Origin of the sequence: Pseudomonas fluorescens (assembly GCF_030344995.1) — a bacterium.
Lineage (GTDB): Bacteria > Pseudomonadota > Gammaproteobacteria > Pseudomonadales > Pseudomonadaceae > Aquipseudomonas > Aquipseudomonas fluorescens_BF.
Window position 1 is genome coordinate 1,661,753 of sequence record NZ_CP128260.1, and the last position, 24,523, is coordinate 1,686,275.

Sequence of the window (24,523 nt, forward strand, 5' to 3'; positions counted from 1 at the left end):
GGGATCGGCGGTGTGACGGTTCGTCGCCAGGCCGCGTAATTCCTGCACGTTCGGCGAGAATTGCACCCCGGACTTTGAACCCGGCGGCGCGCCCGGTAAGATGCCGGACAGATTTTTTCCACCTCGCTATTCAGGACACCCGCCATGAGCATCAAATCGGACAAGTGGATTCGCCGCATGGCGCAGGAACACGGCATGATCGAGCCGTTCGTCGAGCGCCAGGTACGTGGCAGCGACGACAGCCGTGTGATCTCCTACGGTGTGTCGAGCTACGGCTACGATGTGCGTTGCACCAATCACTTCAAGGTGTTCACCAACATCAATTCGGCCATCGTCGATCCGAAAAACTTCGACGCTGGCAGCTTCGTCGACGTTCACAGCGACGTCTGCATCATTCCGCCGAACTCCTTCGCCCTGGCCACGACCGTTGAATACTTCCGTATTCCTCGCAATGTCCTGACCATCTGCCTGGGCAAGAGCACCTATGCCCGCTGCGGCATCATCGTCAACGTCACCCCGCTCGAGCCCGAGTGGGAAGGCCAGGTGACCCTGGAGTTCTCGAACACCACCAACCTGCCGGCGAAGATCTACGCCAACGAAGGCGTGGCGCAGATGCTGTTCCTTGAATCCGACGAAGAATGCGAAGTCTCCTACAAGGATCGCGCCGGCAAGTACCAGGGTCAGCGTGGCGTGACCTTGCCACGTACCTGATCCGTCCATCCGGCAGTTACCGGGAATTCTTCGGCGGGTAGACACTCTATGGGGTGTACTGCCCGATTCGCGGACAGCGAAACGGGCCTTCGCCGAGGAGTGCTCCATGAAGATCGATCCGCAAATCACTGCCGAACTGGCAAGGCTCGAGCCCAATCAGGTTGGCGTATTGGCCTGGTCCTTGTTGGCACACCCGCCCATCGCCATGGCTGGCGGAATTCCTCACCAGCCCGATCCCGATACCCCCAACGAAGAACCGACCGAGCCCGGTGAGCCTACCTTGCCGGACAAACCGCCACCCGCGCCCGTCGCTTGATTGAATGTATGGTCCGTCGGCTGAATCCTGAACAGGACCTCAGCCGACGGGCCATATTTCGTTGTCGCCGATGACAAAGATCCGACAGCTGTCTTCCCTCTCCACCGGATAACCGCCGGTGAAGGCGCCGAACGCCGGCAGCAGGCTGATGCGTTCTCCCAGCCTGAAACACGCCAGCCGCAAACGCTGACGCCCCTTGCCGTTCAATCGATAGACCGGGTGTACGTGCCCTGCGAGCACGTGGCGTTCAGGGTGCGGATCGGGTTCGTGCTGCAACGCGAAGGGCCCGAGCAGCAATGGCTCTGGCACCACCCGAATGTTCAGCGTCTGCGGTGGATCACCGGCACGTTTATCGTGATTGCCGCGAATCAGCGTGATTGGCAGATCGGCGTGGCGTGAGCGCCACTCAGACAAAACACTCAAAGTGCCCGAGGCATGCGAACCGGGCCCGTGCAGAAAGTCACCAAGAAAGATCAGTTGCCGACACGGCAGTTTCGCCAGCAATTGCTCGATCACGGCGATGTTGCTCGCCGTGGTGCCCTGCGGCACCGGTTGCCCCAGGCGCCGGTAAGCGGCCGCCTTGCCGAAATGCACATCGGCAATCATCAGCGCCTGTTGCGCCGGCCAGTACAGCGCTTTTTCCGGCAGCAACCAGAGGTCTTCGCCTGCCAGGCGCACGGGGTAGGGCGCGTTCATCAGGATTGGCCCTTGTCAGCGGTTTTCTCCAGGTCGCCGACCATTCGGCGGATGCGGTCGGCAAGTTTTTCCGAACTCATGCTTTCGCGCATGCGTTCCACCAGCAGTGGGAAGCCGAGCGGTGTAGGACGTTTGATCAAATGCATGTCCAGTTTCATCCGGTTGACTCGCTCCAATGTCTGTTCCAGCCGACGAATATCCAGTTCTTCCCGCAGGACTTCTTCCCCGGCCTGCGCCAGTAGCAGGTTATCGGCGTCGTATTGTTTGAACACTTCGAAGAACAGCCCGCTGGAGGCCTGCACCTGACGGGTGCTTTTCGGCGCGCCGGGGTAGCCAGCGAATACGAGTCCGGCAATCCGTGCGATTTCCCGAAAGCGCCGCAGCGCCAGCTCCCCCGCGTTGAGGCTGGCGAGTACATCGCGCAATAAATCCTTGGGACTGAGCAGCGCGCCGTCCAGTTGCGCAGACCAGTCAACGGGCGTGGCGCTGAGCAATTCCAGTCCGTAATCGTTGACCGCAATCGAGAAGGTCACGGGCAGGCGTTGACTGACCCGCCACGCCAGCAAACTGGCCAATCCCAAATGCACCTGACGTCCGGCAAACGGGTAGAGGAAAAGATGCCAGCCTTCGCGGGATTTCAGCACTTCGGCCAGCAGATTGTTGTCGGTCGGCAGGCCCGACCAGCGCATCTGAGTTTCCAGCAACGGTCGCAAGGCCTGCATTTCCGGGCCGGCAAATTCTCCGTGTGCCGCCGCGCTGAAGCGGCTGACCACCGCTTCGGCCAGTTCGCTGGACAGCGGCATGCGTCCGCCATTCCAGCGCGGTACGGCGGCTTTTTTCGCCGTGCTGCGCTTAACGTAGGCGGTCATGTTTTCCACCCGCACCAGTTCCAGCAAGCGTCCGGCGAACAGGAAACCGTCGCCGGGCTTGAGGCGGGCGATGAAGCCTTCTTCAACGCTGCCCAGTTGTTTGCCGCCTCCGCCCTTGCTCCAGAATTTCAAATGGATCGCGGCATCGCTGACGATGGTGCCGATGCTCATCCGATGGCGGCGCGCCAAGCGGGCATCGGGGACACGCCAGATTCCGTGCTCATCCGGTTCGACCCGGCGGTAATCCGGGTACGCCGTCAGCGACATCCCGCCGTGGCGTACGAACGCCAGCGCCCAGGCCCAGTCCGCGAGCGTCAGGTCGCGATAGGCCCAGGCACCACGGACTTCTTCGTACAGCTCATCGGGAATAAAACCACCGCCCAGCGCCATGCTGACCAGGTGCTGAACCAGTACATCCAGCGGTTTGTGCGGTGACAATCGAGGTTCGATCCGTCGTTGCGCCACGGCATCGCGAGCAGCAGCGGCTTCGATCAATTCCAGACTGTGGGTCGGCACCAAGGTGACCCGCGACGTTCGACCGGGCGCATGCCCCGAACGCCCGGCACGCTGCATCAGTCGCGCCACACCTTTGGCCGAGCCAATCTGCAGCACCCGCTCCACCGGCAGGAAATCCACACCCAGATCCAGACTTGACGTGCAGACCACGGCCTTGAGTTGGCCATTCTTCAGCGCCTGCTCAACCCAGTCGCGGGTGTCGCGGGACAGCGAGCTGTGGTGCAGGGCGATCAACCCGGCCCAGTCCGGCCGCGCTTCCAGCAAGGCCTGATACCAGATCTCCGATTGCGCCCGCGTGTTGGTGAACACCAGGCTGCTGGCGCAGACGTCCAGTTCGGCCACCACCTGCGGCAACATTTTCAGACCGATATGCCCGGCCCAGGGAAAGCGTTCGATCGCCGGAGGGAGCAGCGTGTCGACCTTGAGCGACTTTTCGCTTTGCCCCTGAATACTGACGCCGTCGCCCTGTGGGATCAGCACCTGTTCGGCGTGGGACTGATTGCCGAGCGTCGCGGAAACGCCCCAGACGATCAGCCCCGGCTGCCAGCGCCGCAACCGGGCGAGGGCCAGTTGCAACTGCACGCCGCGCTTGTTACCGAGCAGTTCATGCCACTCGTCCACCACGACCATGCGTAACGTCGACAACGCCGTTTGCGCATCGGCGCGGGCGAGCATCAGGGTCAGGCTTTCCGGGGTGGTGATCAGCGTGGTGGGCAGACGCCGGTTCTGTCGGGCGCGTTCGCTGCTGCCGGTGTCGCCGGTGCGCAGGCCGACGCTCCAGGGAATCTGCAGATCGTCCAGCGGTGTTTGCAGAGAGCGCGCAGTGTCGGCGGCCAGCGCCCGCATCGGGGTAATCCACAAAACGGTCAGCGGTTCGGCGGGCGGTGGGCGTTTGCGGGTGGTATCAGCAACAGGCCCGGAGCGGGCAAAGCGATTGAGCGCGGCAAACCAGACCGCGTAGGTTTTACCCGCGCCGGTGCTGGCGTGCAGCAGGCCGGATTCGCCGCGTTTGACCGCCGCCCACACCTGCTTCTGAAAGGCGAACGGCTTCCAGTCGCGGGCGCTGAACCAGTGTCTGGCGAAGTCGGTAGAAGTGCCCATGCCGGCGACGTGTGCTCTGAAGGTGTTCCTTCAGTGACCGCGCCGGCCGGGCAATAGTTTTACTTGAGATTGCCGCTAAGGAATTGCTTCAGACGTTCGCTTTTCGGATTGCCCAGCACTTCTTCGGGCGCGCCTTCTTCTTCCACCAGCCCCTGATGCAGGAACAGCACTTGGCTCGAGACCTTGCGCGCAAAGCTCATCTCATGGGTGACCATGATCATGGTCCGGCCTTCTTCGGCCAGGCCCTGAATCACCTTGAGCACTTCGCCGACCAGCTCCGGGTCGAGCGCCGAAGTCGGTTCGTCGAACAGCATGACCTCCGGCTCCATCGCCAGGGCCCGGGCAATCGCTACCCGTTGCTGCTGGCCGCCGGAGAGGAACGCCGGGTACTGATCCGCCACCCGCGCCGGCAGACCGACCTTTTCCAGATAACGCCGGGCGCGGTCGTCGGCTTCCTGCTTGCTGCAACCCAGCACCCGGCGCGGGGCCATGGTGATGTTTTCCAGCACGGTCATGTGGCTCCACAGGTTGAAGTGCTGGAACACCATCGCCAGCCGGGTGCGCAGGCGTTGCAGTTCATCGGCGTCGGCGACGTGCATGCCGTGGCGGTCGGTGACCATGCGGATCGCCTGGCCATCGAGGCTCATCGCGCCGTCGTTGGGTTGTTCGAGAAAGTTGATGCAGCGCAAAAAGGTGCTTTTGCCCGAGCCGCTGGCGCCGATCAGGCTGATCACGTCGCCGGTCTTGGCCTTGAGCGAGACGCCTTTGAGCACCTGATGGTCGCCATAGCTTTTGTGCAGGCCTTCAACGGTCAATTTGTACATGGGACAGGCATCCTCAAGGCGAAAGTAGATAGCCGCTGCGATAGGCTTCGGCGCCCGCGACGTGGGCGATCACCATCCCGGCGGTGGCCATGCGCCGCAACGAGCGGGCATAGAGCAGACCGGAAGCGGTGCAATGGACTGGCGTAACCCGGTCGCTGATCGGGTCGATGATTTCGGCGATTTTCTGCCCGGCTTCCAGCCATTGGCCGGGTGTGGCGCTGTAGACCAGCAGGCCGCCGACGGGAGTAGCTACCGGCTCCACGCCGGCCAACGGTGTGGCGGGATGTGGCAGGACCGGTAAGGTTTTGGGTTCGCCGACGATGGCGCCGAAATGAATCAGGTAATCGATCAGCGCCTGGCAATCGCGACTGGCCAGCGGATGGGTGACATCCCCCTGACCGCGCAACTCGACGGTGACCGAGAAACTGCCGAGCGGAATCTCGAAGTGTTCGCCGAAGCGCTCCTTCAATTGCCACCACAGCAGGGTGAAGCACTCGTCGAACGACTGGCCGCCGGAGTCGGTGGCCAGCAGGCTTGCCTGGGATTCGATATAGCGCGCCAGCGGCTCGACCTGCGGCCAGGCCTCGGGCGTGGTGTAGAGGTGAACCACGGATTCGAAATCGCAGTGCAGGTCCAGCACCATGTCCGCATCGCAGGCCAGCCGTTGCAGGGTCAGGCGCTGGGATTGCAACTGAGTCGTGGCGGTGTGGCGTGCGAGGGCGTTGCGCAGGCTGGATCGGATCAGTTCTAGGTTGCGCTGCGGGTCGTCGCACAGCTGCGCTTCGATTTCGTTGCCGATTTCTTCGCTGAGATCGACGAACCAGCGATTGAAGTTCTGCCCGCTCTCCAGCTCGTAGCGGCCCAGTGGCACATCCATCAGCACTTGTTCGAGGCCGATCGGGTTGGCGACCGGCACCAGCACGATTTCGCTGCGCAGGCGGCCGGCGGCTTCCAACTCCGCCAGACGCTGCTTGAGGTGCCAGGCCACGAGCATGCCGGGCAGTTCGTCGGCATGCAGCGAGGACTGGATGTAAATCTTGCCCTGGGCCTTGTCCGGGCCGAAGTGAAAACTGTGGATCTGTCGTGCGGTCCCCGGCAGCGGGGCCTGCAGGTCGTGTATCTGGTGGCGCATCTCAAAAGGGTCCTAGTGGGTCGGGCCAAGGAAGGCCAGCCATCGGCGTTCGGCAAGGCGGAACAGGCCGACCAGCGCAAAGGTGATGGTCAGGTAGATCAGCGCGGCGATGCCGAACGACTGGAAGGTCAGGAAGGTCGCCGAGTTGGCGTCCCGCGCGACTTTCAGGATGTCGGGGATGGTCGCGGTGAAGGCCACGGTGGTCGAGTGCAGCATCAGGATCACTTCGTTGCTGTAGTACGGCAACGAACGGCGCAGCGCCGACGGCATGATCACGTAGGCATACAACTTCCAGCCGGTCAGGCCGTAGGCCTTGGCCGCTTCGACTTCGCCGTGGTTCATGCTGCGAATGGCCCCGGCGAAAATCTCCGTGGTGTAGGCGCAGGTGTTGAGGGCGAAGGCCAGGATCGTGCAGTTCATCGCATCGCGGAAGAAACTGTCGAGCACCGGTTGCGCACGCACGGCGGCCAGGCTGTAGATCCCGGTGTAGCAGATCAGCAACTGGATATAGAGCGGCGTGCCACGGAACAGGTAGGTGTAGAACTGCACCGGCCAGCGGATGTAGAAGTGCGGCGAAACGCGGGCGATCGACAGCGGAATCGACACGAGGAAACCGAAGAAGATCGAGGCGCTGAGCAGCCACATCGTCATCGCAAGGCCGGTGATGTTCTGGCCGTCGGTATAAAGGAAGGCTTTCCAGTATTCCTGCAGGAGTTCGATCATCGTACGGCCTCCCGGGCACCGGCGGCGTAGCGGCGTTCGAGCCAGCGCAGGATGAAGTTCGAGGCGCTGGTGATCAGCAGGTAGATCAACGCGGCGAGGACCAGGAAGTAAAACAGTTGATAGGTGCTTTTACCGGCGTCCTGCGCAGCCTTGACCAGATCAGCCAGGCCGATGATCGAAACCAGCGCGGTAGCCTTGAGCATCACCATCCAGTTGTTGCCGATGCCCGGCAGGGCGAAGCGCATCATTTGCGGGAACACCACGAAACGAAAGCGCTGGCCGCGCTTGAGGCCGTAGGCAGTGGCGGCTTCGACCTGACCGCGCGGCACGGCGAGAATCGCCCCGCGGAAGGTTTCAGTGAAATATGCGCCATAAATGAAGCCCAGGGTCAGGACCCCGGCGCTGAACGGGTCGATTTCGATGTATTCCCATTCCATGTAATCGGTGAGCGTCGTCAGCCAGGTTTGCAGGCTGTAGAAGATCAGCAGCATCAGCACCAGGTCCGGCACCCCGCGAATCAGCGTGGTGTAGAGCTGGGCGGGCAGGCGCAGCAGTTTGACTTTTGACAGCTTGGCACTGGCGCCGATCAGGCCGAGCAACACGGCCACCAGCAGCGACAACGCCGACAATTTGATGGTCATCCAGGTGCCTTCCAACAGCAAAGGGCCAAAACCCTTGAGGCTGAAGGCGGAGAGCCCCAGATTTTGTAAGAGGTTTTCGAACATAAATCAGCAACCTGACTGAATGAAAAAGGCGCCCATCGAGGATGGGCGCCGGGGCATTATTTGCCGCTGTACAGATTCAGATCGCCAAAGTGTTTCTTTTGAATCTCGGCGTATTTGCCATCATCGTGTAACGCTTTGATACCTTTATCCAAAAGCGCTTTCAGCTCGGTGTTACCTTTCTTAATACCGACAGCGGTCTTGGCTGGCAGCAAGTGGTTGTCGACCGCCTCGCTGACGGCATAGTCGGCGCCCTGTGGCGACTTCAGAAAGCCCAGTTCAGCCTGCAACATGTCCTGAATGCCCGCATCGAGACGGCCGGAAGTCAGGTCGGAATACACCTGGTCCTGGTTCTGATAGGCCTGGGTTTTCACGCCGGCCTTGTCCAGCACGGCTTTGGCATAGGCTTCCTGGATGGTGCCTTGCTCGTAGCCGACGGTTTTGCCTTTCAACGAAGCGACGTCGTTGGTGATGCCCGAACCTTTTTTCGACACGTAAGCAGTCGGGCCGGAGAACAGCTCGCTGGAGAAGTCGATGACTTTTTCGCGGGCTTCGGTAACGGTCATCGACGAGATCACACCGTCGAATTTATTGGCCTTGAGGCCCGGAATCATGCCGTCGAAGTCACTTTCGACCCATTTGCACTTGACCTTCAGCTCGGCGCAGATCGCGTTGCCCAGATCGATGTCGAAGCCAACCAGGCTGCCGTCTGCCGCTTTCGACTCGAACGGTGCGTAGGAAGGGTCAACGCCAAACCGCAGTTCTTTGTATTCCTTGGCCAGCGCGGAGCCGGCGGCCATGCACAACGCCAGTGCAGAAAGGGTCAGCAATGCTTTTTTCATTATTCAATCCCTAAGAACCAATATGAGCGCTTGTGGCGCGGAATGATTGTTACTGGAGCGCTTACGACTTATAGAAAGTAGCAATTTCCGAACCAGAGTCCCGAACAAGTGTTTTAAAAGGTGTAGGAAGTGCATGCCGGGGCCGGTCAGTGCACGAAAACGGGCGCGCCGGAAAAGCTGCACCAGAATAGTTCGGTGCAGGGATTTCCGGGTGTCAGGGGGAAGGGATCAGACCAACAGCTCTTGCAAGGTCGCCAGGCTGTCGGCCTCGTCCACGGTCTTGTCCTGGCGCCAGCGCAGCATGCGCGGGAAGCGCACGGCGATGCCGCTCTTGTGCCGGCGGGAGAGGGCGATGCCTTCGAAGCCCAGTTCGAACACCAGGCTGGGGGTCACGCTGCTGACCGGGCCGAATTTTTCCACGGTGGTCTTGCGAACGATGCTGTCGACCTCACGCATTTCCGCGTCGGTCAGCCCGGAATAGGCCTTGGCGAACGGTACCAGCGCCCGCGCACTGGAACCGGGCGGGCCGTCCCACACCGCAAAGGTGTAATCGCTGTAGAGGCTGGCGCGGCGACCGTGGCCGCGTTGGGCGTAGATCAACACCGCGTCGACGCTGTACGGGTCGACCTTCCATTTCCACCACACGCCCATGTCCTTGGTGCGGCCGACGCCGTACATCGCGTCCCGCGCCTTGAGCATCATGCCTTCGACCCCGAGGCGCCTGGAGGCCTCACGCTGGCGGGCGAGGTCGAACCAGTCGTCACCCGTCAGGATCGGCGAGGGCAACAGCACCGGGTTGTTGCAGCGGGCGATGACCTGCTCCAGTTGTTCACGACGCTTGGCCTGAGGCTGGTTGCGCCAGTCTTCGCCCTGCCATTCGAGCAGGTCGTAGGCGAGTACCACCACCGGCGCGTCTTCGAGGATTTTCCGGTCCAGCGACTTGCGGCCGATCCGCTGTTGCAACAGCGCGAAGGGTTGCACCGCCGGGGCTTCCGTCGACTGCGGATCGAAGGCATCTTCGGTGACCGGGCGGTTGTTCTTCCACACCACGATTTCGCCGTCGATCACTGTGCCGTCGGGCAAACCGTGCACCAGCGTGTCGAGTTCGGGAAAGCGCTCGGTGACCAGTTCTTCGCCCCGGGACCAGATCCACAGTTTGCCGTCACGCTTGACCACCTGCGCGCGGATGCCATCCCACTTCCACTCCACCTGCCAGTTGCTTGCAGGCCCGAGCAGTGCGTCGAAGGTTTCCACCGGTTGCGCCAAGGCATGGGCGAGGAAGAACGGGTAGGGCTGGCCACCGCGTTGGGCGTGTTCGTCGCTGGATTCGGGGGCGATCAGTTTCAGGTAGCTGGCGGCGTTCGGCCGGTTGGACAAATCGGTGTAACCCACCAATCGTTGCGCCACGCGTTTGCTGTCCAGCCCGGCCATGGAGGCCAGGGCGCGGGTCACCAGCAGTTTGGACACGCCGACCCGGAAGCTGCCGGTGATCAGTTTGATGCACAGCATCAGGCTCGGCCGATCCAGTTGCGCCCACAGTGCGGGCAGTTGGTGAGCGAGGTATTCCGGGGTTTCACCGCGCAGGGGCAGCAGTTTGTCTTCGATCCATTCGGCGAGGCCGGCCTCGGAGGTGTGCGGGTGTTCCGGCAGCACCAGCGAGATGGTTTCCGCCAGATCGCCGACTGCTTGATAACTCTCCTCGAACAGCCACGGCGCCAGCCCGGACACTTCGACTGCCAGATCCCGCAGGATCCGCACCGGCACCAGTTGCCGAGGCCGCCCGCCGGACAAAAAGTACACCGCCCACGCGGCATCCTGCGGTTGCGCATGGGCGAAGTAGGTTTGCATGGCCGCCAGTTTGGCGTTGCTGGAGGTGGTGGCGTCGAGTTCGGCGTACAACCCGGCGAAGTCTTTCATGGTTGCACCTCGGCAACGGCGGGCGAGACGGTGGAAAGCTCTTCTTCATCGTCACCGTATTCGGTGTTGAAACCTTGTGCGTCCAGCCCTTTTTCGCGCAGATGGCGCACCAGCACGCCAATCGAGCCGTGGGTGACCATCACTCGCTCGGCGCCGGTCTGTTCGATGGCCCACAGCAGGCCGGGCCAGTCGGCGTGATCCGAAAGCACGAAACCGCGATCGACCCCGCGCCGCCGGCGGGTGCCGCGCAGGCGCATCCAGCCGCTGGCGAAACTGTCGCTGTAATCGCCGAACCGGCGCATCCAGCTGCTGCCGCCGGCTGACGGCGGGGCGATGACCAGCGCCTGGCGCATCATCGGGTCGTTCTTTTTCACGTCGCCGGCGTAGATGGTTGGCGGCAGATAGACGCCGGCCTCGCGGTACACGCGGTTCAGCGGCTCGACCGCACCGTGGCTGAGGATCGGGCCGAGCGTTTCGTCGATGCCGTGGAGAATCCGCTGGGCCTTGCCGAACGAATAGCAGAACAGCACGCTGGCCTTGCCGGCCTCGATGTTGGCCTGCCACCACTGATTGATCTCGGCGAACACCTGCGCCTGCGGCTGCCAGCGATAGATCGGCAGGCCGAAGGTCGATTCGGTGATGAAGGTGTGGCAGCGCACCGGTTCGAACGGCGCGCAGGTGCCGTCGGGTTCGATCTTGTAATCGCCGGACGCGACCCAGACTTCGCCGCCGTATTCCAGCCGCACCTGAGCCGAGCCGAGCACATGGCCGGCGGGATGAAAACTTAAGGTGACGCCGTGATGGGTCAGGCGCTGGCCGTAGTCGAGGGTTTGCAGGTTGATGTCCGCACCCAGACGCGCGCGCAAAATCCCTTCACCGGCGCTGGCGGCCAGGTAATGCTGATTGCCGCCACGGGCATGGTCGCCGTGGGCATGGGTGATCACCGAGCGCTCGACGGGCCGCCACGGGTCAATGTAGAAATCCCCGGCAGGGCAGTAGAGGCCTTCGGGGCGGGCGATAACAAGGTCCATGGCGTTACCGGAATGGAGGGACTTGTTAGCTATGAGGTTGGCGCGAAGTCAGAAGTTCTATTGATTTTGCGGTGGGAGCGAAGAATTTGGCTGGCGGGGAAATCAGGCCCTCACCCCAGCCCTCTCCCAGGGGGAGAGGGAGCCTACGGAGGTGTCTGGCGAGGTACATCGACCTGTGAGATCGAGTCGATTATGGATCTGCCAAGCAGCAATACGAATCTGGATTCGGTGCAGCAAAGTCAGGTCGGCGAACTTCTTGAACATCCCCCCGATCAGTCCCCTCTCACGGGGTGGAGAGGGAGCCTACGGAGGTGTCTGGCGAGGTGCATCGACCTGTGAAATCGAGTCGATTATGGATTCGGTGATGCACTGTCAGGTCGATGTAAGGCTGAAGCATCCCCCGATCAGTCCCCTCTCCCTAAGGGAGAGGGTTAGGGTGAGGGGGCTTTTGATCTTTTGGGGAGTAGCGCCTATTTCCCAGGCGTGAGGGTCAACCGCGTCTTGCCATACACCCGGTCAAAGTTCTGCGGCTGCATCGGCAAGCCGATGTACTGGCCCTTGAGCCACGGATCGATGCCGTTCAGGTAGTTCGGGCTCACCGGATTACCCGATTGTCCCGTCCCGTTCTGCCCCATCAGCGGCTCGCTCTGACCGAAGTCGACAATGAAGCGCATCGACGGCGCACGCGTGGTGTTGAAGTCCTGGCCCCAGGCAAACGCCGCGGTGTTGAGGGTGGTGTGGTCGCCGCCCGCCGCGGTCGGGGCGCGAACGGTCTGCCCATTGGCATTCTTCCACTCGTAGCGGTGCAGTTTGCCCCACTGCCAGGCCCGGCGATCGCCGCCCAGCTGACTGTCGCCGGCACTGATCGCTGCCGCCAGACTGCGGGCGAGGATCGCCGGTTTGTCTTCTTTTTGCGGGGTACGGGCGTCGTCCCAGAACGGACTGTCTTCGCGGCCCAGCAAGTGATCGGCCTGGGCGGCGTAGGACAGATCGCCGTTGGCGATAAACGCTTTCCACGCCGGGCTGCCTTGTGGGCCGAGCTCGTCGAGGAAAATCTGCTTCATGCTTTCCTGCAGGAACAGTTCGTAGATCGCCGCGTCGGCGGAAGTCGGGCTGAGCTTGCCGTCGAACGCCATCAAGCGGGTATAGGCTTCGCGCGCCTGGCTGCGCTCGGCTTCCGGCAGGGCGTCGATCGCCTGTTTCAGTGGCTGCGCCATGCCCGGGGCTTCGAACATTTTCTTCAGTTTGGCGGCGAAGGTGGTGGTCTGGTCGTACTGCATGGCGATCACGCTGCGACCGTCGTGTTTGCCGCTGCCGGCCAGTTCGGCCAGGCGCTCGCCACGTTCCGGCGCCGCCCAGGAGTTGGACAGTTGCATGCCGTAGCCATGGGGAATGACCCGCTGGTTGGCGGTGCCGAGCCAGCCCTGGGCCGGGTCCTGATCGTAGGGGTGCAGCATCGGGTCGGCGTAACCGTCCCAGTCGTAGCGACCTTCCCAGCCCGGCGACGGCAGCAGGCCTTCGCCTTCACGGCGGTTCGGGAAACGCCCGGTGACTTGCCAGCCAATGTTGCTGGCGTCGGCAAACACCAGATTCAGCGCGATGGCCCGGATTTCCCGGCTGGCGTCCGAGGCACGTTCCACGTTCTGGGCGCGGCTCAGATCGAAAAACGCATCGAGGGATTTGTCGTCGGTGAAGCTCGGCGTCTGCAAGGCCAGGCCGAAACCTGTGCCCTGAGCAGCGGCTTGAACACTGTTGAGCAGCGCGCCATGGCGGGTTTCGTACACCGCTTCGCGAATCGGCCGCTGGCCTTTGACGAAGTAGGTTTCGTTGCGCACCGCAACCGGTTGCCACTTGCCGTTGACCTCGTAGGACAACGTGCTGCCCTGACGACGGATTTTTTCCAGGAACAGGTCCTGGTTATCGCCGAGCACGCTGGTCAGGCTCCACGCCACCTTGCCGTTGAAACCACCGAGCACCATCGGCAGACCGGCCACGGTCACGCCGGCGGCCTGGTATTTCGGAGCGCGAATCTGCACGAAGCTCCACAGCGACGGCGCGGCCAGCGGGCCATGGCTGTCGCTGGCCAGCAGGCTCTTGCCACTACGGCTGCGTTGCGGGGCGATGGCCCAGTTGTTCGACGACTGAGTGCCCAGCAGGTTGATGGCGGCCAGTTGTTCGCCGGCGTTGCTCAGTTCCGTCAGCCCCGGAATCTGCCCGTTGAGCTTGATGCCTTGCAGCTTGTCGGCCTCGGCCAGCGGCAGGTTTTCGTCGGGAGCGGACGGGGTCAGCCACGCCAGTTTGTCGTTGGTCACGGTCTGCGCCAGCACCAGCGAAGCGATTTCTTCCGGCAGGTTGGCTGACTGGCTGAAGTTCAGCAGGCAGAAGATCAGCGCCGAATCTTCCGGTTTCCAGTACTCAGGCTTGTAGCCGCTGGAAGCCAGATCCCCCGGCAGTTTGTCGGCGTAGCGGAACAGGTAGGCGTTCACGCCCCGGGCATAGACTTCGAAGAAACGCTTGAGCCGTGGCGACGAAGCCTTGTACAGCTCGCCGGCGCTTTTCTTCAGGTTGACGGCGCGCATGTAGCGGTCGGCGTCGAGCATCGACGAACCGGACATTTCCGCCAGACGGCCCTGGGCCAGCAGGCGCAGGGTGACCATCTGATTGATCCGGTCGCTGGCGTGCACGTAACCGAGGGCGAACAGTGCGTCGTGGAAGCTGTTGCTTTCAATCAGCGGCATGCCCATGGCATTGCGGCGTACCGAAACGTTCTGCGCCAGGCCCTTGAGCGGCTGCACACCGGAGGTCGGCGGGAGGGTGTCCTGGGCGTTCCAGGTCTGACAACCGGTCAGGCTCAGAACACCGGCCACTGCTGCGGCAACGCCGAACCGGGGAAGAAAATGTGAAAGGGCTGGCGAGGCCATGGCAAAGCTCCTGCGGGGGTGTAGAGGCTGGGGGCGCAATAAAGCCGCTACGTTAGTGAGCAGGAGGGGGCCGCGCAAGCGGGGCGAGCGGTTATTTCTTCCCGTTGATCGTTCCCGCGCACGGGAACGATCAGGCCGGGTGACTCAAGCCTTCGGCGGATTGATCTTCTGCACCAGCGCATACGCCTTCACGGTCGCCGGGCGGTCCTTGATGTGGTTGAACCAGCGCTGCACGTTCGGGAAGTCTTCCAGGTTCTGGCTCTGCCACTTGTGCGAGACGATCCACGGGTAGATCGCCATGTCGGCAATGCTGTATTCGCTGCCGGCGACGAACTCATTGTTGGCCAATTGCTTGTCCAGCACCCCGTACAGGCGCGCGGTTTCATCGATGTAGCGCTTGATCGCGTAGGGAATTTTTTCCGGCGCGAACTGGCTGAAATGATGGTTCTGCCCGGCCATCGGCCCCAAGCCGCCCATTTGCCAGAACAGCCATTGCAGCGCCACCTGGCGGCCACGCAGATCCTTGGGCAGAAACTTGCCGGTCTTTTCCGCGAGGTACAGCAGAATCGCTCCGGACTCGAACAGCGACAACGGCTCGCCGCCATCGGCCGGCTCATGATCGACGATGGCCGGGATGCGATTGTTCGGGGCAATTTTCAGAAAGTGCGGCTGGAACTGCTCGCCCTGGCTGATGTTGATCGGGTGCACGTCGTAGCGCAGGCCCGCTTCTTCGAGGAACAGGGAAATCTTGTGGCCGTTGGGCGTGGTCCAGTAATACAGGTCGATCATGGAAAACTCCAAATCAGGAAAATGGCTTACGTGCGGACAGCAAACGCCGGCTTCAGGTTGTCCTGTGTGCGTTCGATAGCTTGCTTAGTGACAGGAGGTGATGCTCAAGTACGGGAAATTCAATGACCCCGCGTGAGAAAAATCGCCATGGAGCTCAATGCCAACGCTGCACTGATCATCATCGACCAGCAAAAAGGCATTCTGGAGCCGCGTCTCGGACGGCGGAACAATCCGTCGGCCGAAGAGCGGATCCTCGATCTGCTGGGCTTCTGGCGACGCAGCGGGCGACCGGTGATTCACGTGCAGCACCTGTCACGCTCGCCGGACTCAGTGTTCTGGCCCGAGCAGTCAGGCGTGGAGTTTCAGGACAGGTTTTTGCCGCAGGACGGCGAGTGGCTGATCCAGAAACAGGTGCCGGATGCGTTTTGTGCAACGGGGCTTGAGGCTAAGTTGCGTGAGGCGGGGATCGGGCAGTTGATCATTGTCGGCGTGGCGACGAACAACTCGGTGGAGTCCACGGCGCGCACGGCGGGCAATCTGGGGTTCGAGGCGTGGGTGGCGGAGGATGCGTGCTTTACCTTCGACAAGGCCGACTATTTCGGCACGTTGCGTTCGGGGCAAGAGGTGCATGCGATGTCGCTGGGGAACTTGCACGGGGAGTATGCGACGGTGGTCAGCACCGGGCACATTCTGGCCGCAGGCTGAAAAGCTTCCGGTGAATGGGCCGGCCCCTTCGCGAGCAAGCCCGCTCCCACATTTGCCTGCATTCCGTCAGAAGGAATACGGTCGAAAGTGGGAGCGGGCTTGCTCGCGAAGGCGGTATCTCAGGCGAAGATGCTCTGCGCCCAAGGCATCAAGCGCCGTGGCACTTCTTGAATTTCTTGCCGTTGCCGCAGGGGCAAGGGTCGTTGCGGCCAACGTCTTTCAGGGCGTTACGCACCGGTTCCTGGTGGGCGTGGCCGCAGTTCGGGCCGTGGACATGGCCATGGTCGTGATCATGGTGATGGTCATGATCGTGGTTGCAGTCTGGGCCATGGACATGAGGTTGCTGGGTCATCGGGGTCACTCCGTAATCAAATCGGCGGGGATTATCACGCCATTGCGCGCCAGGTGCACGTAGTGAGCGATGAATAAACCGGTTTCCATCTCGCCCTCCAGTCGATAGGGAATCTGCTGGTGCGGGTTTTTCAGCATTTTCACCACCTCTTTCACCTTCGGCCACAGGTTGGTACGTATCGGTACCTTGTAAAACGCGCTGCTTTTGGGGTTCACCGTGATCCAGTGTTCGTGCTCGCCTTCGGCCAGCAGCATGTCGGCCAGGTGTATGCGGTATTCCAGGCCGCGTACCGTCAGGTCGCTGTCGTTGGGGTTGTCGATGCGAAAGTGCAGGATGAATTTCTGCTCCAGCAACTTGGCGCGCACCACTTCGACTTTCACCAGGTGCACGGCGGGGTCGCGGGCGTCGTCGCTGAACCAGGACGCGCAGCCGCTCAGGCTCAGAAATAAAATCAGAGCGACTGCGTGTCGTACCCAGTGTTGGGAAGCCATATCGAACTCCTTTTGGAGTCCAGTCTAGCAATTGGGCTTATAAGCTTATTCTTATAAGCCGGATAATTTGAGACTGGTCTTCAATGGAATTGGAACTGCCTCGCCACTCTCAGGACCTGAGCGGCCATATCTTTGCCCCAGCCAAATTCGACCAGCTTTTCTTCACTGATTTCATTAGGGTGTTTCAGGATGATAATCAGTTGGCAGATAAAGGTACTGGATGCGTACCAAATGCTCCTGCCGGCATTCAAATTGGCGTTGAATTGTTGATTCAGGTATTCCCTTGCGAAAGGAGAAACCTCTTCAAGTTGCTCCACAAAATCGGTGATTGTGCTCAAGCCTGCCAAATTGCAGATTTGAATCAATCCTGAAAGGGGATCACTGTCAGAGCTGCGTGGCTGGTCAAAAACAAATCCGGCCCGCTTTGCCTGGCCGTACAGGTCTTGTACGAGCCCCGATTTTTTCAGGTAGTGACTCAGGGAAAATGAGTCAATAGGGATGCCTTCTTCGTTTCTTCCAACCTGTTTATCGATCTTTTCATTCTCTTGCTCTGATATGGACCTGAGCGACACAAACTCATCGTCAGCAATCTCGAACAAAGCGGAGAGGCGGGATAGTTTTCTAGCAAGATTGTCGGGTACTTCATTTTTCTGCTTGTATTCAAGCTTGTGAGAAATCGCAGCCCAGGCATGTTGAAGCACGGTTCTGATCTGGATTTCGAAATCGAGGTCTGCCACTTTATCGAACTCGCCAATATCCGGTGCTTCAGGGTTGAGGCGAACGATATAGTGGACGGAGCGATACCCGAAGTTTGCGGCGCTGTCGGGTTTTTTTACTTCTTTTTCTCTTGTGAGGGTGAATGTGTTCCGTATCTGTTTTTCAATTTCCGGGAGATCATCTTCGTAAAATGCAATGACTCTCAGGCCAACGAGATCAGTGATTTCTTTGAAGTGATCTGTATAGCTCTTCTCCGGTTTTGTGGCTTTTGTAACAAAGCTTTCAGTGTCCTTTGCTCTGTATTCCACCAAGTGGAATTTAATGCCTTCCGTTGTCAATTTTTCTCTAAGAAGGGATCCCAGATACTCTGCATAATTTTTATACAGAGGGAGCAGTTCTGCGTGCTGCTTTCGCAGTATTTCTTTTTGTTCCTGATTTTGCATTTTTTGCTTTCCTTGTCTGTTGATCGTTTATTGGAGGTAACTGTAGCAACACTTCTTGAACTTCTGGCCGCTGGCGCACGGGCAGGCGTCGTTGCGGCCCAGCTTCAGTTGCACGGTCGGGTCGATGAAGTACCAGCGCCCGGTGTTCTGCACGAACGACGAGCGCTCGCGGTGGCTGTGCTCGCCCTGACCGTCATGCCAGCGCGCGGTGAACGTGACGAACGCGTGTTCCGGCTGGCCGCCGAGCACTTCCGAGCTTTCCACGTCCAGGCCGAGCCAGGTGCTCTGGGCGCTCCAGTTGCTGATCGACTGGCGATCCAGCCCCGCTTGCTGGGCGGGCAGGGTGGTCGCCACCAGATAATCGATCAGGCCCAGCACGTAGGCACTGTAGCGCGAGCGCATCAGGGCTTCGGCGCACGGGGCCGGGTGGCCGGCGTGATAGTGACCGCAGCAGGCATCCAGCAGGTTGCCGCTGCCGCAAGGGCAAATGGCTGTACTCATTGCATTACCACCAGTATTTCCCGAAGTTTTCCGGATTGGCCCAGAACCGCGAGTTGAGCCAGTCGGGGACTTGTTTGTAGTCAAGCAGATCGTAGGTGAACAGGGTCAGCACCTGTTCGTCCCGGGCAAAGCGTTCGCTGGCCTGCAGGGCCAGGGAATAAAAATCGGTTTCCTGCCAGCCGCTGGCCGGCAGATCCGCCAGCACGGCGATGCGGCTGGCGTTGAGGTTGCGAATCCCGCCCAACAGATTCAGGCCGTCACGCTTGGGCAAATGTTCCAGGCAATCGACCACCAGCGCCAGGTCGAAACGCCGGGCTGCCAGTTCTGCCGGCAACGCACCGGGCGCGGCGTGCGCGACGCAGGTGTCCGGGTGCGCTTCCTTAAAGGCAGCCAGCGCCGGGAACTCGCTGGCGCCGATCAGCAGCAGACGTGCCGGGGCGTAGCGGTCGAGCAGGGCGGCCAAAGCCTGCTGCGGCGTGCGGGAAGAAATGGCGACGTTCATCGAAGCTCCTCAATCAGAGCGCCAAGACTAGCCTGCCCGGACGCCAAGGCCTAGATCTCTGTCCTGCGGGTTTGCGGCAAATTCACCGAAGTCCCGTGAACAGGCGCACAAACAGCAGTGGCCTATTGCTGGCGGAGATTAAAACTCCGGTCTTTACTCCCTGAATCGGTTCTAAGCCGATCCCTCAGGAGAAAACTAGATGAGCATAGTTCGGACAGCATTACCCTTGGTTCTGCTAACCAGTGTGTTGACTGGTTGTGCAGGTTTGCAGAAAACCGACTGGCCGACCTGTGCGGCAGTCGGCGGTGTCGTCGGTGCGGGTCTCGGTGCGACCGAAAGCTCCGCATGGGCGGGGTATGGCGCGTTACTCGTCGGCGGTACGGCAGCAGCCTATTGCTGGGTTCACGGTGATGGCGATGAAGACGGCGATGGTGTGCCGGACAGTCGCGACAAGTGCCCGGGCACGCCTAAAGGCGTACAGGTCGATGCTGACGGCTGCCCTCCACCAGCCCCTGCACCAGTGGTCGAAGAAGCTGTAGTGGTCAAGGAAGAAACCATTGTCATCCGCGATGTTCACTTCCAGTTCGACAAGGCCACGCTGACCCCGGCCGACAAACTGGTCCTGGATAAAGTCGCCACGCGCCTGAAACAGGAAACCAGTACCGCTCAACTGACCGTGACCGGTCACACCGACAGCGTCGGCAGCGATGCCTACAACCAGAAACTGTCGGATCGCCGTGCACACTCGGTGGTCAAGTACCTGGTCGAAAGCGGCGTACCGCAAAGCAGCTTCGTGTCGGTGACCGGTGCCGGTGAAAGCCAGCCGGTGGCAGACAACAAAACTGCCGACGGTCGTGCTCTGAACCGTCGTACCGAAATCAAAATCAACCGCTAGCCCCCCTCGCATCCGCGGCTTGTGCAGTCGCGGATGCGGGTCTTTACTCCTGTGTAACCGGTATGGGCCGGTGACACAGGAGCTTTAACGATGAGTGTTCTTACAAGGTCCGTCTTGCCGGTTCTGCTGCTGGGCAGCCTGTTGACCGGTTGCGCCACCCACAGCGATGGCACCGCTCCCCTCAATCAACGTACCTGGCCGATCTGCAGCCTTATTGGCGGACTGGTCGGCGGCGGTCTCGGCGCGCTCGAAAATAGCGGCTGGGCCGGTGGTGGCGCTGCGCTGGGGATCCTCACCGGCGGATTGATCTGTTACGCCCAGGATGGCGATGAAGACGACGACGGCGTATTCGATCGCCGCGACCGTTGCCCCGATACCCCGGCCAACACCCCGGTCGACCACCGTGGCTGTCCGTTGCCGCAATACCCGGTCACCGAGAAACCCGCCGAACCGGCCCCGCAAACCGAAGTCATCACCCTTAACGATGCCGGCAACGTGCTGTTCGATTTCGACAAGTCCGATCTGAAACCGGCCGCGAAAAGCCAGCTGGACACGTTGATGGACAAACTGCGCAATGCCGATGTGGTGAGCATCAAGGTCATTGGCCACACCGACAGCAAAGGTTCGGATGCCTACAACCAGGCGCTTTCGGAACGTCGTGCCAGCAGCGTGGCGGAGTATTTACTGAGCCAGGGCCTGGCGCCGAACAAACTCACCAGTGAAGGGCGCGGCGAGAGTGAACCGGTTGCCGATAACAACACGGACGAAGGGCGTGCGCAGAACCGTCGGGTGGAACTGCACATCAATCGTTAGGAAAAGTCTGTAGTCCGCAGGCTAGAGCTGTCGGTCGATGAACGTCGTCGAACCGGCAGCCATCCGGCGGCGGTCCGGTTTTTTTCATTTTCCCCTCTGGCTTATCCCCTGCAGAAGCCGTTACTGTGCGCCCAAAGAATAATTCGCAACACGGGGGAGCGTATGAAGGTGTTCTGTGGGCTGGGGCGATTGTTGACCCTGCTGTTCTGCTGCGTGGTGCTGGCCAATCAGCTGGTGCCGTTTGTTCATCCGCTGCACCTGCTGGTCAATCTGGCCGGCGGTCTGCTGCTGGCGATCCACGTGCTCGAAGTGCTGCTGTGCAACCGCAGCCTCAAGGGCCGTCCGCACCCTTGGCGTGATCGTGGCCGCATCCTGTTGTTCGGCGTATTTCACCTGCAAACCATCCCGGCCCCGGCCGCTCCGGAGGCTTCCCATGCGTAAAATCTGCCTGCTCGCTGCATTCATCAGTCCCCTGGCCTGCGCCCAGGTGGTCAGCGTCGAAACCAATTCCCTGATGCGTCTGCCGAACACCGCCAGCACTTTGCAACTGGAAAAACTGGTGGTCGCCGATTACGGCACTTTGCTGATTCCTTCGAACGTGACCGAGCTGAGTGTCGGCGAATTGCAGCTGGGTCATGAAGCGCGCATTGCCATCGTGCCGAGCGAGCAGGCGCTGGATATGAAAGTCATCCGCGCCGAACTCGCCGAAGGCAGCCAGATCACCGCCCGTGGCGCACCGGGCACGTACGAAAAAGCCGCCCGCGCCGGGCGCAATCTGAATCTGCAATTCAAGGCGTTGAATGCGCCGAAACTGGTGGTCGATGCCCGTGGCGGCACCGGTGCGCCGGGTTTTGTCGGGCTCGATGGCGCCAACGGTCAGGAGCCGGGTTGCACCTGGGGTCAGGCAGGGCACGGTTTTGATGGCAGCAACGGCAGCGATGGCCAGCCGGGTGCACCGGGCGCGCTGGTGCGTCTTGAAGTGCCGCGCGAGTTTCCGGCCGAGCTGATCAAGGTCGAAGTGGCCGGCGGTGCCGGTGGCCCGCCCGGTCCTGGCGGCAAGCCGGGGGCGGGTGGCAAATCCAAGGGCTGCCTGGTCTATCGCGCCGATGGTGGCAAAAGCGGCAAGCCAGGGGCCGACGGGCAGCCGGGGCCTGCGGGGGCGGCGGGAGCTGTCACCGTACAGCGCTTGTAACCTGTCACCTTTTTGATCGTTCCCACGCTCCGCGTGGGAACGATCAGGTAAAACGCGCTTGTCAGAACGAGGGGCGCGCAGCTGCCACCGCCACCAGCACCACTCCGACCAGCAGATTGAACCCCACCACCTTGCGAATCCGCCCCAGCACCGCCGCACCCGCCGGCCAGTCCTTCGCCTGCACCGCCGTGCGCAGTTCCGGCAGCATCAACGCCTGAATCCGGATGAACAGCGCGGTCATCACCACATACAGCCCCATCATCACCTGCACATAACGCGGCGCGCTATCGAAGGCGATGTGTTGCAGATGCAACATGCCTACCCCGGTCACCGGCAGCAGAATCACCGCCCCCCACACCCAGCGAAAAAAACCTTGAAACACTTCCACCCAGAGCGTCAGGCGCCCGGGACCGTCCAGCGCCTTCATCGCCGCGGGGCGCAGGACCATCCAGGCGAAAAACATACCGCCGACCCACACCAGCGCGGCCAGTACATGGATGGGGTAAACGAGGCTAAAAGGTGTCATTGGGGTACTCCGATCTGCGCAGGATTGATTAGCGGGGTATGATAGCGGCCGATCCGAACCACTGAAAATTTATCCAGCGTTTTTTGCGCCCGACACTCAATGATCAGCACTGAACTCAAAACCACGATCCAGGGCGCCTACTCGCGTTTTCTAGAGGCCAAGAGCCTCAAACCGCGTTACGGCCAGCGCCTGATGATCGCTGAAGTCGCCAAAGTCCTCGGGGATATCGACACCGACGACGAAGGCCGGCGCAGTGGCGACCCCGCGATTGTCGCGGTGGAAGCCGGCACCGGTACCGGCAAGACCGTGGCCTACAGCCTGGCGGCGATCCCGACGGCGAAACTGGCCGGCAAGCGGCTGGTGATCGCCACCGCGACCGTCGCCCTGCAAGAGCAGATCGTCTACAAGGATTTGCCCGACCTGATGCGCAACAGCGGGCTGAACTTCAGCTTCGCCCTGGCCAAGGGCCGTGGCCGCTACATGTGCCTGTCCAAGCTCGACATGCTGTTGCAGGAAGGCCACGCACAGACCGCCACCGCGCAGCTGTTCGAAGAAGAAGGCTTCAAGATCGAGGTAGACGAGGCCAGCCAGAAGCTGTTCACCAGCATGATCGAAAAGCTCGCCGGCAATAAATGGGACGGCGACCGCGACAGCTGGCCCAACGCACTGGAAGACGCCGACTGGGCGCGCCTGACCACCGATCACAGCCAGTGCACCAACCGTCATTGCCCGAACTTCGGCCAGTGCGCCTTCTACAAGGCCCGCGAAGGCATGGGCAAGGTCGACGTGATCGTCACCAACCACGACATGGTGCTGGCCGACCTGGCGCTGGGCGGCGGGGCAGTCCTGCCCGATCCGCGCGACACCATTTACGTGTTCGACGAAGGCCACCACCTGCCGGACAAGGCCATCGGCCACTTCGCCCACTACACGCGCCTGCGCTCCACCGCCGACTGGCTGGAAACCACCGCCAAGAACCTCACCAAGCTGCTGGCCCAGCACCCGTTGCCGGGCGATCTCGGCAAGCTGATCGAGCAGGTGCCGGAGCTGGCGCGGGAGATCAAGACCCAGCAGCAATTCATGTTCACCGCCTGCGAACAGATCGCCGACTTCAAACCCGGCGAAGACGTCGAAGGCCGCGAGCGTCCGCGTCATCGCTTCATCGGCGGGGTGATTCCGGAACACATGCGCGAGATGGGCATCGAGCTGAAAAAAGGCTTCGCCCGCCTCAACGACCTGTTCACCCGCCTGACGGATCTGCTCAAGGAAGGCATGGACGGCGAGGTCAACATCGGCATCGCCAGCAATCAGGCCGAAGAATGGTATCCGCTGTTCGGCAGCCTGTTGTCCCGTGCCTCCGGCAACTGGGAGCTGTGGACCGCGTTCACCGCCGAGGACCCGGAAGACAACCCGCCGATGGCCCGCTGGCTGACCCTGGCGGAAAGCGGTTCGCTGTTCGACATCGAGGTCAACGCCAGCCCGATCCTTGCCGCCGAAACCCTGCGCCGCAGCCTGTGGAACGTGGCTTACGGCTGTCTGGTGACTTCGGCGACCTTGACCGCCCTCGGCACGTTCGATCGTTTCCGCATGCGCGCCGGCCTGCCGAAAAAAGCTGTCACCGCCGTGGTGCCGAGCCCGTTCCATCACGCCGACGCCGGTGTGTTGCGGGTGCCGGACCTGAAGGCCGACCCGCGCGATGCCGCCGCGCACACCGCCGCGATCATCCGCGATCTGCCGGAACTGGTCGAAGGCTCGCGCGGCAGTCTGGTGCTGTTCTCATCGCGCAAGCAGATGCAGGACGTGTTCGACGGCCTCGACCGCGACTGGCGCAAGCAAGTGTTCATTCAAGGCAACCTGTCGAAACAGGAAACCCTGAACAAGCACAAGGCGCGGGTCGATGGCGGTGATTCCAGCGTGCTGTTCGGTCTCGCCAGTTTCGCCGAGGGCGTGGACTTGCCGGGCGCCTACTGCGAGCACGTGGTGATCGCCAAGATCCCGTTCTCGGTGCCGGACGATCCGGTCGAAGCCGCGTTGTCGGAATGGATCGAAGCCCGGGGCGGCAATCCGTTCATGGAAATCTCGGTGCCCGATGCCTCGCTGAAGCTGGTCCAGGCCTGCGGTCGTCTGCTGCGCACCGAAGAAGACCGCGGCACCATCACCTTGCTGGATCGGCGGCTGGTCACTCAGCGCTACGGCAAGGCGATCCTCAATGCGTTGCCTCCTTTCCGTCGTGAAATATCCTGAGACATCGGTGGGCAGTTTTGCCCGCCGCGCTG

The 24,523-nt window shown here is 61.4% G+C and carries 25 protein-coding genes; 8 read left to right on the forward strand and 17 right to left on the reverse strand.

Features of this window, described 5'->3' with window-relative positions; translation table 11 throughout:
* The first annotated feature begins 144 nt into the window (after nucleotides 1–144).
* Together dcd and QR290_RS07460 are read left to right on the forward strand one after the other, a co-directional pair.
* Nucleotides 145–711 carry a dCTP deaminase gene (dcd, locus tag QR290_RS07455; protein WP_007954988.1) on the forward strand — a complete coding sequence of 189 codons (567 nt, stop codon included), beginning with the start codon at nucleotides 145–147 and terminating at the stop codon, nucleotides 709–711.
* A 106-nt stretch (nucleotides 712–817) separates the two neighbouring features.
* Entirely contained in the window at nucleotides 818–1,027 is a 210-nt protein-coding gene (locus QR290_RS07460) for a hypothetical protein (protein ID WP_085697404.1), read from the forward strand.
* Nucleotides 1,028–1,066: 39 nt separating this feature from the next.
* Here QR290_RS07460 and pdeM read toward each other — a convergent pair whose 3' ends face one another.
* The 11 genes from pdeM to QR290_RS07515 form a co-directional block, all read right to left on the reverse strand.
* Entirely contained in the window at nucleotides 1,067–1,723 is a 657-nt protein-coding gene (gene pdeM, locus QR290_RS07465) for a ligase-associated DNA damage response endonuclease PdeM (RefSeq protein ID WP_115076785.1), read from the reverse strand.
* Nucleotides 1,723–4,209 carry a ligase-associated DNA damage response DEXH box helicase gene (locus tag QR290_RS07470; protein ID WP_289204625.1) on the reverse strand — a complete coding sequence of 829 codons (2,487 nt, stop codon included), beginning with the start codon at nucleotides 4,207–4,209 and terminating at the stop codon, nucleotides 1,723–1,725. Before QR290_RS07470 ends, pdeM begins: the two co-directional genes overlap by 1 nt.
* Nucleotides 4,210–4,268: 59 nt before the next feature.
* Nucleotides 4,269–5,033 carry an ABC transporter ATP-binding protein gene (locus QR290_RS07475; protein WP_007954993.1) on the reverse strand — a complete coding sequence of 255 codons (765 nt, stop codon included), beginning with the start codon at nucleotides 5,031–5,033 and terminating at the stop codon, nucleotides 4,269–4,271.
* Between the two features lie 13 nt (nucleotides 5,034–5,046).
* Complete coding sequence (locus QR290_RS07480; protein ID WP_289204626.1) at nucleotides 5,047–6,165, reverse strand: succinylglutamate desuccinylase/aspartoacylase family protein; 1,119 nt, start codon at nucleotides 6,163–6,165, stop codon at nucleotides 5,047–5,049.
* Nucleotides 6,166–6,177: 12 nt separating this feature from the next.
* A complete protein-coding gene (locus QR290_RS07485; protein ID WP_007954996.1) occupies nucleotides 6,178–6,888 on the reverse strand; it encodes an ABC transporter permease in 711 nt (236 codons plus the stop codon).
* Nucleotides 6,885–7,613, reverse strand: coding sequence for an ABC transporter permease (locus QR290_RS07490; protein WP_115076789.1), 729 nt, complete (start codon nucleotides 7,611–7,613; stop codon nucleotides 6,885–6,887). Before QR290_RS07490 ends, QR290_RS07485 begins: the two co-directional genes overlap by 4 nt.
* Nucleotides 7,614–7,669: 56 nt before the next feature.
* Nucleotides 7,670–8,452, reverse strand: coding sequence for a transporter substrate-binding domain-containing protein (locus QR290_RS07495; protein WP_115076790.1), 783 nt, complete (start codon nucleotides 8,450–8,452; stop codon nucleotides 7,670–7,672).
* 228 nt (nucleotides 8,453–8,680) lie between these two features.
* A complete protein-coding gene (locus QR290_RS07500) occupies nucleotides 8,681–10,369 on the reverse strand; it encodes an ATP-dependent DNA ligase (RefSeq protein ID WP_289204627.1) in 1,689 nt (562 codons plus the stop codon).
* A complete protein-coding gene (locus tag QR290_RS07505; protein ID WP_289204628.1) occupies nucleotides 10,366–11,400 on the reverse strand; it encodes a ligase-associated DNA damage response exonuclease in 1,035 nt (344 codons plus the stop codon). Before QR290_RS07505 ends, QR290_RS07500 begins: the two co-directional genes overlap by 4 nt.
* 470 nt (nucleotides 11,401–11,870) lie before the next feature.
* A complete protein-coding gene (locus QR290_RS07510; protein ID WP_289204629.1) occupies nucleotides 11,871–14,321 on the reverse strand; it encodes a penicillin acylase family protein in 2,451 nt (816 codons plus the stop codon).
* A 144-nt stretch (nucleotides 14,322–14,465) separates the two neighbouring features.
* On the reverse strand, nucleotides 14,466–15,110 hold the full coding sequence (locus tag QR290_RS07515) for a glutathione binding-like protein (RefSeq protein WP_064593916.1): 645 nt from the start codon (nucleotides 15,108–15,110) through the stop codon (nucleotides 14,466–14,468).
* Nucleotides 15,111–15,257: 147 nt separating this feature from the next.
* Between QR290_RS07515 and QR290_RS07520 the strand changes: the two genes are divergently transcribed.
* The gene (locus QR290_RS07520) at nucleotides 15,258–15,815 is read left to right on the forward strand and encodes a cysteine hydrolase family protein (RefSeq protein WP_115076794.1); all 558 of its coding nucleotides are present in this window, start codon (nucleotides 15,258–15,260) and stop codon (nucleotides 15,813–15,815) included.
* 148 nt (nucleotides 15,816–15,963) lie between these two features.
* Here the strand turns inward: QR290_RS07520 and QR290_RS07525 are convergent, their stop codons facing one another.
* The 5 genes from QR290_RS07525 to QR290_RS07545 all read right to left on the reverse strand — a co-directional run bounded on the left by QR290_RS07525 (nucleotide 15,964) and on the right by QR290_RS07545 (nucleotide 18,821).
* The gene (locus tag QR290_RS07525; protein ID WP_003198420.1) at nucleotides 15,964–16,167 is read right to left on the reverse strand and encodes an SEC-C metal-binding domain-containing protein; all 204 of its coding nucleotides are present in this window, start codon (nucleotides 16,165–16,167) and stop codon (nucleotides 15,964–15,966) included.
* 5 nt (nucleotides 16,168–16,172) lie between these two features.
* Nucleotides 16,173–16,658, reverse strand: coding sequence for an LEA type 2 family protein (locus tag QR290_RS07530; RefSeq protein WP_289204630.1), 486 nt, complete (start codon nucleotides 16,656–16,658; stop codon nucleotides 16,173–16,175).
* Between the two features lie 80 nt (nucleotides 16,659–16,738).
* Nucleotides 16,739–17,818: a GTP pyrophosphokinase gene (locus QR290_RS07535; RefSeq protein ID WP_289204631.1), complete on the reverse strand. Its 1,080-nt coding sequence runs from the start codon at nucleotides 17,816–17,818 to the stop codon at nucleotides 16,739–16,741.
* Between the two features lie 27 nt (nucleotides 17,819–17,845).
* A complete protein-coding gene (locus tag QR290_RS07540) occupies nucleotides 17,846–18,319 on the reverse strand; it encodes a YchJ family protein (protein WP_289204632.1) in 474 nt (157 codons plus the stop codon).
* Nucleotides 18,320–18,323: 4 nt separating this feature from the next.
* Nucleotides 18,324–18,821, reverse strand: a complete 498-nt coding sequence (locus tag QR290_RS07545; RefSeq protein WP_011332778.1) for a DUF6231 family protein — start codon at nucleotides 18,819–18,821, stop codon at nucleotides 18,324–18,326.
* A 199-nt stretch (nucleotides 18,822–19,020) separates the two neighbouring features.
* Between QR290_RS07545 and QR290_RS07550 the strand changes: the two genes are divergently transcribed.
* The 4 genes from QR290_RS07550 to QR290_RS07565 all read left to right on the forward strand — a co-directional run bounded on the left by QR290_RS07550 (nucleotide 19,021) and on the right by QR290_RS07565 (nucleotide 21,721).
* Nucleotides 19,021–19,716, forward strand: coding sequence for an OmpA family protein (locus tag QR290_RS07550; RefSeq protein ID WP_007951999.1), 696 nt, complete (start codon nucleotides 19,021–19,023; stop codon nucleotides 19,714–19,716).
* A gap of 90 nt (nucleotides 19,717–19,806) precedes the next feature.
* Complete coding sequence (locus QR290_RS07555; RefSeq protein ID WP_085697418.1) at nucleotides 19,807–20,529, forward strand: OmpA family protein; 723 nt, start codon at nucleotides 19,807–19,809, stop codon at nucleotides 20,527–20,529.
* A 162-nt stretch (nucleotides 20,530–20,691) separates the two neighbouring features.
* The gene (locus QR290_RS07560) at nucleotides 20,692–20,970 is read left to right on the forward strand and encodes a DUF1145 domain-containing protein (protein WP_039771353.1); all 279 of its coding nucleotides are present in this window, start codon (nucleotides 20,692–20,694) and stop codon (nucleotides 20,968–20,970) included.
* A complete protein-coding gene (locus QR290_RS07565; RefSeq protein WP_289204633.1) occupies nucleotides 20,963–21,721 on the forward strand; it encodes a collagen-like protein in 759 nt (252 codons plus the stop codon). Before QR290_RS07560 ends, QR290_RS07565 begins: the two co-directional genes overlap by 8 nt.
* Nucleotides 21,722–21,782: 61 nt before the next feature.
* Here QR290_RS07565 and QR290_RS07570 read toward each other — a convergent pair whose 3' ends face one another.
* On the reverse strand, nucleotides 21,783–22,247 hold the full coding sequence (locus QR290_RS07570) for a CopD family protein (RefSeq protein WP_115076798.1): 465 nt from the start codon (nucleotides 22,245–22,247) through the stop codon (nucleotides 21,783–21,785).
* Nucleotides 22,248–22,346: 99 nt separating this feature from the next.
* Between QR290_RS07570 and dinG the strand changes: the two genes are divergently transcribed.
* Nucleotides 22,347–24,491: an ATP-dependent DNA helicase DinG gene (gene dinG, locus QR290_RS07575; protein WP_007952008.1), complete on the forward strand. Its 2,145-nt coding sequence runs from the start codon at nucleotides 22,347–22,349 to the stop codon at nucleotides 24,489–24,491.
* Nucleotides 24,492–24,523 lie beyond the last annotated feature (32 nt).

Bases quoted from the DNA above. Each gene is read 5' to 3' on its own strand.
- QR290_RS07550 (WP_007951999.1), top strand. From the start codon at position 19,021: ATGAGCATAGTTCGGACAGCATTACCCTTGGTTCTGCTAACCAGTGTG.
- QR290_RS07535 (WP_289204631.1), bottom strand. From the start codon at position 17,818: ATGCAAAATCAGGAACAAAAAGAAATACTGCGAAAGCAGCACGCAGAA.
- QR290_RS07520 (WP_115076794.1), top strand. From the start codon at position 15,258: ATGGAGCTCAATGCCAACGCTGCACTGATCATCATCGACCAGCAAAAA.
- QR290_RS07460 (WP_085697404.1), top strand. From the start codon at position 818: ATGAAGATCGATCCGCAAATCACTGCCGAACTGGCAAGGCTCGAGCCC.
- QR290_RS07510 (WP_289204629.1), bottom strand. From the start codon at position 14,321: ATGGCCTCGCCAGCCCTTTCACATTTTCTTCCCCGGTTCGGCGTTGCC.
- QR290_RS07485 (WP_007954996.1), bottom strand. From the start codon at position 6,888: ATGATCGAACTCCTGCAGGAATACTGGAAAGCCTTCCTTTATACCGAC.
- QR290_RS07565 (WP_289204633.1), top strand. From the start codon at position 20,963: ATGCGTAAAATCTGCCTGCTCGCTGCATTCATCAGTCCCCTGGCCTGC.
- QR290_RS07570 (WP_115076798.1), bottom strand. From the start codon at position 22,247: ATGACACCTTTTAGCCTCGTTTACCCCATCCATGTACTGGCCGCGCTG.
- QR290_RS07560 (WP_039771353.1), top strand. From the start codon at position 20,692: ATGAAGGTGTTCTGTGGGCTGGGGCGATTGTTGACCCTGCTGTTCTGC.
- QR290_RS07500 (WP_289204627.1), bottom strand. From the start codon at position 10,369: ATGAAAGACTTCGCCGGGTTGTACGCCGAACTCGACGCCACCACCTCC.
- QR290_RS07480 (WP_289204626.1), bottom strand. From the start codon at position 6,165: ATGCGCCACCAGATACACGACCTGCAGGCCCCGCTGCCGGGGACCGCA.
- QR290_RS07470 (WP_289204625.1), bottom strand. From the start codon at position 4,209: ATGGGCACTTCTACCGACTTCGCCAGACACTGGTTCAGCGCCCGCGAC.
- QR290_RS07475 (WP_007954993.1), bottom strand. From the start codon at position 5,033: ATGTACAAATTGACCGTTGAAGGCCTGCACAAAAGCTATGGCGACCAT.
- dcd (WP_007954988.1), top strand. From the start codon at position 145: ATGAGCATCAAATCGGACAAGTGGATTCGCCGCATGGCGCAGGAACAC.
- QR290_RS07515 (WP_064593916.1), bottom strand. From the start codon at position 15,110: ATGATCGACCTGTATTACTGGACCACGCCCAACGGCCACAAGATTTCC.
- QR290_RS07555 (WP_085697418.1), top strand. From the start codon at position 19,807: ATGAGTGTTCTTACAAGGTCCGTCTTGCCGGTTCTGCTGCTGGGCAGC.
- QR290_RS07525 (WP_003198420.1), bottom strand. From the start codon at position 16,167: ATGACCCAGCAACCTCATGTCCATGGCCCAGACTGCAACCACGATCAT.
- QR290_RS07505 (WP_289204628.1), bottom strand. From the start codon at position 11,400: ATGGACCTTGTTATCGCCCGCCCCGAAGGCCTCTACTGCCCTGCCGGG.
- QR290_RS07530 (WP_289204630.1), bottom strand. From the start codon at position 16,658: ATGGCTTCCCAACACTGGGTACGACACGCAGTCGCTCTGATTTTATTT.
- dinG (WP_007952008.1), top strand. From the start codon at position 22,347: ATGATCAGCACTGAACTCAAAACCACGATCCAGGGCGCCTACTCGCGT.
- QR290_RS07495 (WP_115076790.1), bottom strand. From the start codon at position 8,452: ATGAAAAAAGCATTGCTGACCCTTTCTGCACTGGCGTTGTGCATGGCC.
- QR290_RS07545 (WP_011332778.1), bottom strand. From the start codon at position 18,821: ATGAACGTCGCCATTTCTTCCCGCACGCCGCAGCAGGCTTTGGCCGCC.
- pdeM (WP_115076785.1), bottom strand. From the start codon at position 1,723: ATGAACGCGCCCTACCCCGTGCGCCTGGCAGGCGAAGACCTCTGGTTG.
- QR290_RS07540 (WP_289204632.1), bottom strand. From the start codon at position 18,319: ATGAGTACAGCCATTTGCCCTTGCGGCAGCGGCAACCTGCTGGATGCC.
- QR290_RS07490 (WP_115076789.1), bottom strand. From the start codon at position 7,613: ATGTTCGAAAACCTCTTACAAAATCTGGGGCTCTCCGCCTTCAGCCTC.